The following is a 13143-nucleotide window of genomic DNA, read 5'->3' as shown; positions in this document are numbered from 1 at the left end:
TCTTGGATGAAGACGCCCGCGGCGCCGGAGGGCGCAGCGGGCGTCTTCACAAGCACAGTTCAGCCGGCTCCGGTCGCCGGCCTGAACCTCATGCGCGCCGGTTGGGGCTCCGCACGGTCAAGGCCCCTGCCCGGCCGGCGAGCAACGCCGCAGCGCCGCCGAGAAGGAGCGCGAAGAACCCGATCAGGGCGCCCATGGAGGTCGCCTCGGCGGTCGCGTCCGCCGCCTCCGCGGCCTTCTGCTTCGCCTGATCGACCGCCTGCCTGTACTGCGCCTGGTACTGGTCGATCTGGCCGCGGGCCTGCTCGACGGGGATGTTCTGCGCCTTGGCGAGCGCCTCCGCGGCCTGGGTCTTGGCCTGCTCCTGCTGCGCCGGATCGGCGCTCATGGCGCCGCGCACCGCCGAGATGGCGCGGTCGCGCAGGGCCGCCGGGTCGTCGCCGCCGGACGCGCTGCGGATGGCGCCCTCGATCGAGCCGAACGGATCGGGCGCGTTCTGCAGCGCCGGCGCCGCGCCCTGCGCGGCCGAGGTGACGGCCTGGCCTGCGCCGCTCAGGGCGCTGGTCGCCGTCGTGTACGCGCCGCCCACGAGCGCGCCCATCGCGCTCGTCAACAGATAGACGATCACGAGCGTGGTCGCGGCCCAGGCCGTCAATCCGTGCAGCGCGCCGAGCGTGGGCCGCGTCACGCCGCTCGCCCGGCCGGCGACGTAGCCGCCGATCGCGCCGGCGATGACGCCCGAGACGACCCACCAGACCGCGGCCGAGATCGAGATCGTCTGGACGTCCGGGGAGCCGTCCCCTGCCGGGTCGACGGTCGCAAGGCCGATCCCGACGCCAAGCATGCTGAGCAGCAGATGAGCGACCAGCGCCAGCGCCACGCCCGCGAAGACGGCGCCCCAGGAAATCCTGTTCAGTGCGCCCGGAATGGCGACTTCTACGACTTCTTCGGTGGTGGAATAGACCGCCATGTCGTCACCTCGATTGTCTTCATCAACGCGACGGGTCGCCCGTTGAGTGGGCGAAACAATCAGGATGGCGCTTTGTTCATGAGGCGGCGGCGCAGGGCCGGAATCCGGGTCAGCAAAACGAACGAAGAGAAGAGGATCACCCGGCCCGCGGTTCGATGCGCAGCGCGCGCAGGGCGTTCAGGATGACGGCGATGTCGATCGCCTCCTGAAGAAGCGCGCCCTGCACCGGCGTGAGATGGCCGAAAGCGGCGGCGATCATGCCGACCACCGACAGGCCGATGCCCGCCACCACGCTTTCGAGCGCGATGCGCCGCGCGCGCCGGGCGATCTCGATGCCGGTTCCCAGCCGGTCTATCCTGTCGACGAGGAGCACGACATCGGCCGCCTCGGCCGATGCGGCGGCGCCGCGGGCGCCCATCGCCACGCCGACATCCGCGGCCGCGAGCGCAGGCGCGTCGTTGACGCCGTCGCCGACCATCATGACCGGCCCGTGCTTCCGCTCGCTCAGGACGAGCAGCACCTTCTGGTCCGGACGAAGGCCGGCCCGCAGCGCGTCCAGCCCGAGCCCCTGCGTCACCTGCTCCGCGACCTCGGCGCGATCGCCGGTGGCCAGCAGGATCCGCTCGATCCCTTCGCCCCGGAGCTTGAGGAGCATGGGGCCCGCGTCGTCCCTGAGGGCGTCCGCCATGACGAGATGCCCGGCGATCGCGCCGTCGACCGCGATCGTCACCAGCACCGAGCCGGCCGGGAGCTTGCGGTGGCTCTCCGGCGCCCTCCCAACCGCCTCCGCGACGAAGCCCGGGCCGCCGACGGCGACCCTGCGGCCGTCGACGAGGCCGGTCAGCCCTTCGCCGGGGCTCTCGTCGACCTCCCCGGGCGCGGAGAGAACGAGGCCGCGGGCGAGCGCCGCCGCCATGACGGCGTGCGCGACCGGATGGCCGGACGCCTGCTCGAGCGACGCCGCCAGGCGAAGCATCTCCTGATCGGCCATGACGCCATGGTTCTCGATCGCGACGATCTGCGGGCGCCCGTCGGTCAGGGTGCCGGTCTTGTCCAGGACCAGCGTGCGGATTCGGGACATCGTCTCGAGCGGCCCGGCGCCCTTCACCAGGACGCCGGAGCGCGCGGCGCGCGACATGCCGGCCACCAGCGCGACCGGCACCGCGAGGATCAGCGGACAGGGCGTCGCCACAACCAGCACCGCGACGGCCCGGATCGGATCATCGGTGAACCACCAGGCCGCGAACGCCAGCGCGACCGTGACGGCGAGGAAGCCGACGGACCAGCGGTCGGCGAGGCGCGCCATCGGGGCCTTGGAGCGCTGCGCCTCCTCGACCAGCCGGACGATGCCGGCATAGGTGCTCTCGGCGGCGGGACGCGTCGCCACGAGGTCGAAGGCTTCGCCCGCATTGGTGGCGCCGCTCATGGCCTCGGCGCCGCGCGTCAGACGCACCGGAAACGACTCGCCCGTGAGCGCCGACGTGTCGAGGAGCGCCGTGTCGGACATGATCACGCCGTCGACCGGCGCCACGTCGCCCTGCCGGATCAGCAGGCGGTCGCCAGGCTCGATTGCGTCGAGGGAGACCTGCTCCAGCCCGCCGTCGCGGTGCCGTATCGCGGTTCGGGGAACGCGCGAGAGCAAATCCTGCATCTCGCGCCGCGCGCGGCCTTCGGCGAAGCTCTCGAGGAAGGCGCCGCCCGAATACATGAGGGCGACGACGGACGCCGCGAGCGTCTCGCCGAAGATGAGGGCGGCGGACATCGACAGGGCGGCCACGACGTCGAGTCCGACGTCGCCCCGGCGCAGGCTGCGCGCGATGTCGACCAGGAGGGCGAGCAGGACCGGCGCCGCCCCGGCGAACCATGCGATCCGGGCGGCCTCGGCGTTCCACGCGAAGGAGAAGGCGAGCCCGGTCAGGAGACCCGACAGCGCGAGCAGCAGCAGCGCCGTCTTGAAGCGGTCGACGCCGCCGCCGCCCGATCGGCTCAGTTCCATCAGCCGTGTCCATTCCTGTCGGCCCGCCGGAAAAGCGACGCTCGATTCCTGTATATCGGGCCCTGCCCCATCATCGCGGGGCGGTCACAGGGCGTCGAGCCTCGACGGCGGCCTCCGTCGGCCCCCAGGTGCGCGCGGACAGGCGTCGATCGCGAGCCTCCGATCAGTCGCCGAAGGCCAGGTTCTCGATGTGCTCGGCCGCAGCCTGCTCGATGCCCGCGAGCTCCGCGTGCCTGACCCGCTTCGGGCCGATCAGGATCATCAGGCCCTCTATCTGCGCGGTGATCAGCGCGGCCCGGAGATCGCGGCTTTCCCGGCCGATGTCGGGGCGCACGCGCTCGATCATGTCCGAGAGCCAGGACCGCATCCGCGCGTAGAACGCGCCCAGCATCTTGGACACGGGGGGAGAGTGGTTGGCCATCGCCCACATCTCCATGAGGAGCGTCACGGTCCGCTCGCGCTTGTTCTCCTCGATCATGAACTTGATCGAGAACTGGAAGATCTCGCGGTCGCCCTTGAGCCGCGACGGCACCCGCTTCTTCAGGCGTTCGTCCCAGCGATCGAAGATGAACTCCGCGAGGTCGACCATCAGGTCGTCCTTCGAGGGGTAGTAGTAGTTGACGTTGCCGACCGCGATGCCGACGCGCTTGGCGATATTGCGATAGGACAGGTTCGCGAAGCCTTCGGACACCACGATGTCCTTGGCTGCCTCCAGGATCATGGCGGACCTGCCGGCGCCCTTCCGGGTCGAACCCTTCGCGGCCGGCGACGGCAGATTGACCATGCGGGCTCCCCGTCGCTGGCGCGGCTTTCGGAAGCGCCGCGCCATTCCCAGTACGACCGTACAAGAACTTTGACCAGAGGGTGCGCCGCCGCTTCATCGAACCCTATGGGGGCCAAGGAAAATCCGATCGTGCGCGCGCAAACGCGCTGCAGCGCAGGGGGCCAGTTGGGCGCCCAGCATTTTTGCTAGGCAGCGTACTAATCTGCACACCATTCGAGCGCTCTAGGACGCCCGTACGATTTACCGGGACCGGCTCCTTGGTATCGTTCCAGACAGTCGCAACGTCTTGGAAGGACGGAGCCAGCCATGAACGCTGAGATCGACACCATGATCGTGCGCGGCGCCTGCCCGCACGACTGCCCGGACACTTGCGCGTTCGAGTACCACGTGAAGGGCGGCAAGCTGGTCGAGGTGACCGGCGACAAGAACCATCCGATGACGCAGGGGCGCCTCTGCGTGAAGCTCAAGGACTTCGCCGGCCATCATTACAATCCCGAGCGGATCCTGACGCCGCTGAAGCGCGTCGGACCGAAGGGATCGCGCCAGTTCGCGCCGATCACCTGGGACGAGGCGCTGACCACGATCCGGGACAAGTGGAACGGGATCATCGCCGAATACGGCGCGCAGGCGATCATGCCTCACGCCTATCTCGGCCATCAGGGAACGCTGAACGGGCTCACCGCGGGCGACGCGTTCTTCAACCGCCTCGGATCGACTGTCGCGGAGAAGACCTACTGCGAGAGCGGTTCGTCCACCGCCTGGGTCATGACTGTCGGGCCGTCCGGCGGACTGGACATCGAAAGCTTCGTCCACGCGAAGTACATCATCGTGTGGGGCATGAACATGACCAGCACGAACATCCACGGCTGGCCGTTCATCGTGAAGGCGCAGGAAGCCGGGGCGAAGGTCGTCGTCATCGACCCCGTCCGGACCCGCACCGCGAAGGCCGCCGACTGGCACATCCAGATAAATCCGGGCACCGACGGCGCGCTCGCGCTCGGCATGATGAACGTCATCATCGCCGAGGACCTCGTCGACCACGACTATGTCGAGAAATACACGCTCGGCTACGAGGAGCTGAAGGAGCGCGCGGCGCTGTTCCCGCCGGAGCGCGTCTCCCGGATCACGGGCATCCCGGCCGAGGACATCGTCAGGCTCGCGCGCGAATACGCGACCACGCCGCCGGCCGCGATCCGCGAGGGCGTCGCGATCGAGCGCAGCCGCGGCGGCGGACAGGCGATCCGCGCCATCACCTGCCTGCCGGCGCTGATCGGCGCGTGGCGGCATGTCGGCGGCGGCGCCATGGAGATGCCGATCTGGGAGTTCCCGACGAACTTCGACTTGATCTGCCGGCCGGACTGGATCCGCCCGGGCACCCGCGTGGTCAACGAGCTCGACCTCGGGGCCGCATTGACGGGCGAACTGCAGCTCGACCCGCCGATCAAGTCGCTGTTCGTCTACAACTCCAACCCGATGAGCCAGGCGCCCGCGCAGGCCAAGATCGCGAAAGGTCTCGAGCGCGAGGACCTGTTCACGGTCGTCAGCGAGCTCTTCATCACAGATACGGCGAAATACGCCGACATCATCCTTCCGGCCGCCATGCAGGCCGAGCAGCTCGACATCATGGTGACCTGGGGCCACCTCTACATCAGCCTCAACCAGCCGGCGATCGCGCCGCCGCCGGACTGCGTGCCGAACGTCGAGATGTTCCGCCGCCTGGCCAAGACCATGGGCTTCAACGACGATTACTGGGACCGCTCCGACTGGGAGATGCTCCAGGACTTCTACGACTGGGATTCGCCTGCGCTTGCGGGCATCACGCTCGAGACGCTGAAGGAGACGGGCTGGGCGCGCATCAATGTCGGGCTGCCGCATGAGCGCAAGCCGCACGCCGAAGGCAACTTCAAGACTCCGTCCGGCAAGTGCGAGTTCAAGTCGAGCGTCACCGAGAACTTCGTCGTGCCCGTCTGGCGGTCGATGTACGAGGGCATGCAGCCCGGCGACCCGATCGACCCGCTGCCGGATTACGTGCCGCCCTACGAGTCGCGCGAGACCAACCCCGAGCTCGCCAGGCGCTTCCCGCTCTCGATCGTCTCGCCGAAGGCGCACGCCTTCCTCAATTCGCAATACGCGAACGAGGCGCCCAAGCAGAAGCGCCAGGGGGAGCAGACCGTGTTCATGCATCCCGCCGACGCTGCGGCCCGCCAGATCGTCACCGGATCGACGGTCCGCGTGTTCAACGAGCGCGGGCATTTCGACGGCCGCGCCGAGATCGTCGACGCGCTGATGCCGGGCCTTGTGATGGCGAACCTCGGCCATTGGCCGAGCTTCACCAAGTCGGGCACGGCCGTGAACTCGATCAGCTCCGACGCCCACTGCGGCATGGGCATGGCCGGGAGCTACTCGGACAACCTCGTCGAGGTCGAACACGTCGCCGCGTGAGCCGGAGGCCGCGGCGCGCCACGACGCGCCGCGGCCGACCTTGATGGAAATGCCCAGGACGCCAGCATGACCCACGTCGTCACCGCCAACTGCCAGGCCTGCCGCTTCACCGACTGCGTCACCGTCTGCCCGGTCGCCTGCTTCCACGGCGACGAAGAGCGGCTCTACATCGATCCGGAGGTCTGCGTGGATTGCAGCGCGTGCATCCCCGCCTGCCCCGTCGGCGCGATCAAGGAGGAGTTCGACCTCTCCGGCGACGAGGAGGAGTGGATCGAGATCAACGCGACGCGGGCGAGCGCGCTCCCGGTCATCCGTTCGAAGCAGCCGCCGCTTCCTTCGGCGGAAGCCCGGCGAAGCGAGCTCGGCCTGAACTGAGGACGCGGCAGGTGAACCCGCCGGGGCCGCTCAAGGTCGTCGTCGTCGGCAGCGGGCCGAGCGGCTTCTACGCCGCCGAGGCGCTGCTCGCGGCGGGCGCGGAAGTCGACGTCGTCGAGCGCCTGCCGACGCCGTTCGGGCTGGTGAGGTTCGGGGTCGCCCCCGACCACCCGAAACTGAAGCAGGTCTGCCAGAACTTCACCGAGATCGCGGGCCACGAGCGCTTCGCCTTCTTCGGCAATGTGGCACTCGGCCGGGACGTGTCGGTCGACGAGCTGCGCGAGCTCTACGACGCCGTCGTGGTCGCCAGCGGATCGTCCGCCGACCGCAAGCTCGGCGCGCCCGGCGAGGATCTGCCCGGAAGCTGTTCGGCGACCGAGTTCGTGGCCTGGTACAACGGCCATCCGGACTATCGCGACCGATCGTTCGATCTGTCCTGCGAGACCGCGGTCGTGCTCGGCCACGGCAATGTGGCGATCGACGTCTGCCGGATCCTCTCCAAGTCCGTGGACGAGCTCCGCCAGACCGACATCTGCTCCCACGCGCTCGAAGCGCTCGCCGAGAGCCGGGTGCGGGACGTGCACCTCGTCGGCAGGCGCGGGCCCGCCCAGGCGAAGTGGACCGCGAAGGAGATCCGTGAACTCGGAACGCTTTCCGAGGCCGACGTGGTTCTCGACCCAGCGGACCTCGCGATCGGGCCGGCCTGCGCGGCCGAGATCGCCGACGCCCGGGGCGTCACGGCCGCGCAGAGCCTGAAGATCCTCAGGACGCTGGAAGGCCGGCCGCGCGAGCGGCGCAAGGCGATCCACCTGCGGTTCAACCTCAGCCCGAAGGCCATCGAGGGCGCGGGACGCGTGGAGCGGGTGCTGTTCGACCGTTGCCGGCTTTCCGGAGAGCCCTTCGCCCAGGTCGCGACGCCCTGTGGCGAAACAGCCGCGATCGAGGCGGGCCTGGTGTTCCGGAGCGTGGGCTACACCGGCGTTGCGATCGAGGGCGTCCCGTTCGACGCGAGGTCCGGCACGATACCCCACCTCCGCGGGCGCGTGATGGATCAGGGGGGCCCCGCGCCCGGTCTCTATGTCGTCGGCTGGATCAAGCGGGGGCCGTCCGGGGTGATCGGCGTGAACCGGGCCTGCAGCCTGGAGACCGTCGAGACGCTTCTTTCCGACCTTCACGGCGCGGCGCCGGGCAAACGCGGCCGCGCCGGGCTGCGCGGCCTGCTGGAGAGACGCGGCGCGCGCCCTGTCGATTTCGGAGCCTGGAAGCTGATCGACGACGCCGAGCGCCGCGCCGGCTCGGCGGCCGGCAAGCCCCGCGAGAAGCTGACCTCGATCGCGGAGATGCTGGCCGCCGCACGCCGGGATCCGGAGGCGCCCGACATCCGCTGCTGCGCGTGAGCGGCCGGGTCAGCGCATCCAGCGGAACATCGCCCGCAGCATCCGGGCGTGTCGGGCGTCGTATGGCGGATCGAGCAGCCGCGCCACCGTCCAGCGTGCGTGCCGGACATGCCCGCGCATGTTCGAGAACGTCTCGAAGCCGGCCCGCCCGTGGTAGCGGCCCATCCCGGACTGGCCGACGCCGCCGAACGGCAGCGACTCGATCGCCGCGTGGGCGACCGCGCCGTTGACCACCACCGCGCCGGAGCGCGTGCCCTCGAGGATTTTCTGTTCGACGCCGCGGTCCCGGGTCATGGCGTAGACCGCGAGCGGGGCCGGCCGGGCGCGCAGCGCAGCGAGCGCCGCATCGAGGTCCGGATGGGCTTCGATCGCGAGCAGCGGCCCGAACAGCTCCTCGGTCGCGGCGGGCGAGCCGGCGGCCGGCTCGATGACCGCAAGCCCTTCGGGAGCGGCCTGGGGCCCGAGCTCCTCGACCCGCTCCCCCTCGCCCAGACGTTCGAGCCGCGCGCGGTGATCCGCCGAGATGATGGCGGTCGGGAGCCCCTCCGGGAAGATCAGGCGGGCCGCGTCGCGCAGCGCCGCCTTGAAGGGCTCGGGGGCGACGCCCGCCAGCAGCACCGTGTCGGGCGCAAGGCAGGTCTGGCCGGCGTTCAGCCCCTTCCCGGTCACGATCAGGCGCGCCGCCTCGTCGAGGTCGGAGTCCGGCGTGATCAGCACGGGGCATTTGCCGCCTAGCTCCAGCGTCACCGGCGTGAGGTTTTCGGCGGCGGCGGCCATCACGGCGCGGCCCGCAGCCGTCGAGCCGGTGAACAGGAGATGGTCGAGCGGCAGGCGCGCGATCGCCTCCGCGACCCGCGCGTCGCCCTGCACGACGCGCGCGACCTCGTCGCCGAGCGCCTCTGCGATCAGCGCCGCCAGCAGCGCCGAGGTCCGCGGCGTCCGCTCGGAAGGCTTGAGCAGGATGCGGTTGCCGGCGGAAAGCGCGCCCACGAGGGGCAGCAGGCACAGCTGCACGGGGTAGTTCCACGGCGCGATCACGCCCACCACGCCGAGCGGCTGCGGCGTGACCCAGGCGCGGCTCGGCCAGAACGGCGCGTCGACCGCGACCCGTCGCGGCCGCGCCCAGCCGCGAAGCCGGCGCCGCGCGTGCCGGATCGCGTTAAGCGTCACGATCACCTCGGCGATCAGCGTCTCCTCGCGCGACCGGCGGCCGAAATCGCGGTCGACGGCCTCGGCGATCTCGTCCCGGCGCGCGACAAGCGCGTCCTGCAGGGCGGCGAGCCGCTGCTTGCGGATCGAAAGCGGCAGCCCGCCCTCGCGCCGGTCGGCGGCGCGCAGCGCCGCATAGGCGGTCGCGACCTCCTCCGTCACGCCAGCGCGCCGAGATCGACCGGCGCGAAGCGCACGTTCTCTTCGGGGTCGCCGACCTCCGACACCGAAATCGCTCTCCATGAAGCGAGACGGTCCAGAAGCTCCTGCACCAGTTCCTCCGGGGTCGAGGCGGCCGCCGTGACGCCGAGAACCTCGGCCTCCTCCACGAAGGCGCGCGGAAGCTCGCCGGCCTCCTCGATCAGCAGCGTCGGTCGGCCTTCCGCCTCGCCGACCTCGCGCAGCCGGTTGGCGTTGGAGCTGTTGCGGGCCCCGCACACCACCAGCCGGTCCGCCCGCCCGGCGATCCGCCGCAGCGCCGTCTGCCGGTTCTGCGTGGCGTAGCAGATGGTGCGCACGTCCGGCCCGGCGACGTCCGCGTAGCGCGCGTGAAGCGCCGCGATCACGGCGCGCGCATCGTCCACGGACAAAGTCGTCTGCACCACATAGGCGACCGGGTCCTCCGGCGCGAAGCCGAGCGCCTCGACCTCCGCCGGGCTCGCCGCCACGGCGGCCTCGCCGTCGATATGGCCGAGAATGCCCGTCACCTCCGGATGCCCCTCATGGCCGATGACGACGATCTTGCGCCCGGCCTGCGCGCTGCGGGCCGCCTCGAGGTGGACGCGGCGCACGAGCGGACAGGTCGCGTCCAGCACGGGCGCGGCGCGGCGGGCCGCCTGCCCGGCCACCTCGCGGCCGACGCCGTGCGCGCTCAGCACCGTCACCGCGTCCGGCGGAATCTGCTCCAGCTCGTCCACGAACCTCACGCCAGCGGTTTCGAGACGGTCGGTCACCCGGCGGTTGTGGATGATCTGGTGCCGGACATAAATCGGGCGATCGGTGGCGGCGCGCGCGTCCTCGACGGCCTGGACGGCGCGGCGCACGCCGGCGCAGAAGCCGCGCGGCGCGGCGAGCAGGACGGTGAGCGGCCTCAAATCGCGGCCTCACGCAGGGCGGACGGCCGCTTCGAGCGCCGGGAGGCGTGGATGCGACGTCGCCCGGCCGCGCGCCCCGACGCCACCGCCGCCTCGATGGTCGCCGGCAGCGGGCCGCCCCAGTCGCCGGCGAAGACGAGATTTTCGACGCGCGTGCGCGGGAACCCGATCGGGTCACCGACCGCATGGCGGATCGTCGCCCGCCGCTCGATCAGGACGCGGGCGTCAGGCGCCGCCTCCGACGCGTCGAGGCCGACGCACAGCCGCGCCGCGCGCACCTCGGGCCAGACGCGGTCCGCGAGGTCGGCGCGATCGAGGTCGGAGGCCGCCGAGATCGTCACGCTGGCGCAGGCCTCCCGCAGGGCGACCCATTGCGAGAGCCCGCCCGTGATCCCGACAAGCCGCGGGGCCGCGGGACCCCGCAGGGCGAAGTGGACGCCGGCGATGCTTTCGAAGGCTGCGGGCGTCGCAAGCTCCGGCATCAGCCGCGAGACCTCGTGCGGCGGGAGCGCAAGAATGACCATGTCCTCCGGCGCCACCGCCACGGAGCCGAAGCCGAAATCGAGCCGAACGACGCGCTCGTCAGCGACCGCGAGCGCCCGCAGCCGGGCGTTGAAGGCGATCGTCGCGCCATGACGCCCGAGCGCGCGCTCCGCCGGCTCGATCATGTCCGGGCCGAGGCCGCGGCGCGGAATCATGAGGCGCGCCGCGCCGGGTCGCGCCAGCCGGCGCAGCACATGACCGAGGCGACGCGACGAGGCCATCTCGGAGCGCGTGTTCAGCACCGCGACAGCGAGCGGGTCCACGAAGGTCCCGGCGAGACCGCTTGCGGCGAAGCGCGCCGCGACCGGTCGATCGCGCAAGGGGAGCGCCGCGGCCGCCAGACGGACGAGATCCGCCGCCGCGAAGCCGGCCGGCCGCCGATTCGGGTCGAGCCAGCTGAACGGGGAGAGACCGACGCAGCGCGCCGTCCCGGTCCGCGCATCCACCATCGGCAGGCCGTCCGGCTCCGGCTCCACCCAGTCGCCGAGCGCGCCGATCGCCTTCAGAAAGCCGGTCGCGGCCGTGTTACAGGAGAGAAGAGCGTGGGTGCCGTTGTCGTGGCTGAAGCCGTCCGGGCCGACCACCGTGCGACAGCGGCCGCCGAGCTGCGGCGCAGCTTCGTAGACCACCGTCCGCCGGCCCGCGACCGCGGTCTCATACGCCGCCGCCAGCCCCGCGACGCCACCGCCCACAATGTGCGCCGCGCCGCTCATGCCGGGGTCGCGGCGCGCGACAGCAGACGCAGCCGCTCGCCGAACCGCAGTCCGGACCGCGGGGCGTCGAGCTTCGGTCCGCCCTCGCGCGCCATGCGCCGGAACAGGCAGCGATAGCCTTCCATCATCAGGATGGCCGGCTTCAGCCTGCGGCGGTCGAGATGGCGGAGCATCTCGCCGGAGGCCGCAAAGCCCTGCTCGGCTTCGGCCGCGAGCCGGATCCACGCCGCCTCGAAGCGTGGCGACCGGATGAGCTGGAGGGCCGGCAGGCCCGGATCGGCCTCGATCCACGAGAGCGGGACATAGACGCGGTCGGCGCGGGCGTCCTCGCCGACATCGCGCATGACATTCACGATCTGCAGCGTGCGGCCGAGCGTCAGCGCGAAGTCGCGCGCCGACGTCGCGCCGAAGATCGAGACGGCCAGCACCCCGACGGCGCCGGCCACCCGGCGGCAGTAGAGATCGAGCGCCTCCGTGTCCGCGATCCGGACGCGGCCCCTTGCGTCCTGCTCCATGCCGTCGAGGACCGCGAGAAGCTCCTCTGGCGGCAGGTCGAACCGCTCCCGCGCCCAGGCGAGCTCGCGGCCGACGGCGCCGGTCGGCCGGTCGAGCTCGGATCGCCAGCCCGCCAGCAGGCGCGACTTCTCCTCGCGCGGCGCGGAGCAGTCCGCCACGTCGTCGACCCTGCGGCAGAAGGCGTAGACGGCGTTGATCGCCCGCCTGCGGTCGGCTTCGAGCACCGACATGCCGAGCCTGAAGGACGAGCGGGACCGGCTGACGACCCGGCGCACCGCGCGGGCGTCCGCGCCGGCGCGCCGCGCCCGCGCGAAAGTCGCCGGCAACGCAGCGATGAAGTCGCGCCGGCCGACAGCCACACGGCCAAGCACCGGATCCTCGCGCGAGAGCTTGAAGCGCAGCCGCCACGCCATCTCGATGGTGGCGCAGGCCTGCAAGGCGAGCCGGCGGTCGCGGATCGCCTCCGGAAGGGCCGCAGCGTCGCAGATCATCTCGTCGACCCGGTCGAGCAGAGCGTCGAGCACCGGGCGCCGGGCCGCGCCGCGCTCCGCGTCGAAGAACGCCGCCTCGCCGCCGGCTTCCGCGAGCCAGCTCTGCGGCAGGTACACCCGGTCGAGGGACCGCCGGTCGTCGGCCGCGTCCTGGATGTGGTTCAGGATCTGAAGCGCGGCGCAGAGCGCGTCCGAGGCCGGGAAGGCGGACTCGGTCTCGCCGTGCAGCCGGAGCAGGAAGCGACCGGCCGGCGCCGCGCTTTTCGCGCAATACGCCCTGAGGTCGTCGAGCGTCTCGTAGCGCCGAGGGCTTGCGTCCTGCCGAAACGCCTCGATCATGGCGAGCGCTTCCGCCCGGCCGACGCCGAACCGGCCGTCCACGTCGGCGAGAGCCTTCGCGACCGGATCCCCCGAATCGCCCGCCAGCAACGCCCCCTCGAAAGCCGCGAGACGAGAGAGCTTCTCCTGCGGCGCGAGGACAGGATCGTCCGCGACATCGTCCGCCCGCCGGACGAAGCGGTAGAAGGCGAGCGTCGGCGCGCGCATCTGCGGCCGCAGCAGGAAGGACGCCACCGGAAAATTCTCGTCCGCCGGCGTTTTCGACAAAGCGGCG

10 protein-coding genes are annotated in these 13143 nt (G+C 71.4%); 3 read left to right on the top strand and 7 right to left on the bottom strand.

All coding sequences use genetic code 11. From position 1 onward, the window contains the following. Nucleotides 1–88: 88 nt before the first annotated feature. The 3 genes from GGR24_RS12905 to GGR24_RS12895 form a co-directional block, all read right to left on the bottom strand. Nucleotides 89–970 carry a PhnA-like protein gene (locus tag GGR24_RS12905; protein WP_183395787.1) on the bottom strand — a complete coding sequence of 294 codons (882 nt, stop codon included), beginning with the start codon at nt 968–970 and terminating at the stop codon, nt 89–91. 136 nt (nt 971–1106) lie between these two features. Continuing rightward, nucleotides 1107–2966: a heavy metal translocating P-type ATPase gene (locus GGR24_RS12900; RefSeq protein WP_183395786.1), complete on the bottom strand. Its 1860-nt coding sequence runs from the start codon at nt 2964–2966 to the stop codon at nt 1107–1109. Nucleotides 2967–3129: 163 nt separating this feature from the next. Beyond that, entirely contained in the window at nt 3130–3750 is a 621-nt protein-coding gene (locus GGR24_RS12895) for a TetR/AcrR family transcriptional regulator (protein ID WP_183395785.1), read from the bottom strand. A 306-nt stretch (nt 3751–4056) separates the two neighbouring features. On the opposite strand from GGR24_RS12895, the gene GGR24_RS12890 reads away from it, so the two are divergent. The 3 genes from GGR24_RS12890 (at nt 4057) to GGR24_RS12880 (ending at nt 7964) form a co-directional block, all read left to right on the top strand. Then, entirely contained in the window at nt 4057–6192 is a 2136-nt protein-coding gene (locus GGR24_RS12890) for a molybdopterin-containing oxidoreductase family protein (protein WP_183395784.1), read from the top strand. A 66-nt stretch (nt 6193–6258) separates the two neighbouring features. Continuing rightward, on the top strand, nt 6259–6567 hold the full coding sequence (locus tag GGR24_RS12885; RefSeq protein WP_183395783.1) for a ferredoxin family protein: 309 nt from the start codon (nt 6259–6261) through the stop codon (nt 6565–6567). A gap of 11 nt (nt 6568–6578) precedes the next feature. Further along, nucleotides 6579–7964 (top strand): FAD-dependent oxidoreductase, encoded by a 1386-nt coding sequence (locus GGR24_RS12880; protein WP_183395782.1) that lies wholly within the window; start codon nt 6579–6581, stop codon nt 7962–7964. 9 nt (nt 7965–7973) lie between these two features. On the opposite strand, the gene GGR24_RS12875 is transcribed toward GGR24_RS12880, so the two are convergent. The 4 genes from GGR24_RS12875 to GGR24_RS12860 are packed head-to-tail and all read right to left on the bottom strand — an operon-like array spanning nt 7974 to nt 13136. Then, entirely contained in the window at nt 7974–9335 is a 1362-nt protein-coding gene (locus tag GGR24_RS12875; protein WP_183395781.1) for an aldehyde dehydrogenase family protein, read from the bottom strand. Further along, a complete protein-coding gene (ispH, locus tag GGR24_RS12870; protein WP_183395780.1) occupies nt 9332–10267 on the bottom strand; it encodes a 4-hydroxy-3-methylbut-2-enyl diphosphate reductase in 936 nt (311 codons plus the stop codon). The genes GGR24_RS12875 and ispH overlap by 4 nt, the downstream gene beginning before the upstream one ends. After that, complete coding sequence (locus GGR24_RS12865; protein ID WP_183395779.1) at nt 10264–11523, bottom strand: hydroxysqualene dehydroxylase; 1260 nt, start codon at nt 11521–11523, stop codon at nt 10264–10266. The genes ispH and GGR24_RS12865 overlap by 4 nt, the downstream gene beginning before the upstream one ends. Further along, nucleotides 11520–13136 (bottom strand): squalene/phytoene synthase family protein, encoded by a 1617-nt coding sequence (locus GGR24_RS12860; RefSeq protein ID WP_183395778.1) that lies wholly within the window; start codon nt 13134–13136, stop codon nt 11520–11522. Before GGR24_RS12860 ends, GGR24_RS12865 begins: the two co-directional genes overlap by 4 nt. Between the last annotated feature and the right edge of the window lie 7 nt (nt 13137–13143).

The sequence above is a fragment of the Hansschlegelia beijingensis genome (assembly GCF_014196425.1).
Taxonomy (GTDB): Bacteria; Pseudomonadota; Alphaproteobacteria; order Rhizobiales; family Methylopilaceae; genus Methylopila; species Methylopila beijingensis.
The sequence above is the reverse complement of the archived record's forward strand: the minus strand, read 5'-3'. Positions and strand labels throughout refer to the sequence as shown.

Excerpts from the sequence above, each read along its gene's own strand:
- GGR24_RS12905 (WP_183395787.1), bottom strand. The coding sequence starts at position 970 with ATGGCGGTCTATTCCACCACCGAAGAAGTCGTAGAAGTCGCCATTCCG.
- GGR24_RS12900 (WP_183395786.1), bottom strand. The coding sequence starts at position 2,966 with ATGGAACTGAGCCGATCGGGCGGCGGCGGCGTCGACCGCTTCAAGACG.
- GGR24_RS12895 (WP_183395785.1), bottom strand. The coding sequence starts at position 3,750 with ATGGTCAATCTGCCGTCGCCGGCCGCGAAGGGTTCGACCCGGAAGGGC.
- GGR24_RS12890 (WP_183395784.1), top strand. The coding sequence starts at position 4,057 with ATGAACGCTGAGATCGACACCATGATCGTGCGCGGCGCCTGCCCGCAC.
- GGR24_RS12885 (WP_183395783.1), top strand. The coding sequence starts at position 6,259 with ATGACCCACGTCGTCACCGCCAACTGCCAGGCCTGCCGCTTCACCGAC.
- GGR24_RS12865 (WP_183395779.1), bottom strand. The coding sequence starts at position 11,523 with ATGAGCGGCGCGGCGCACATTGTGGGCGGTGGCGTCGCGGGGCTGGCG.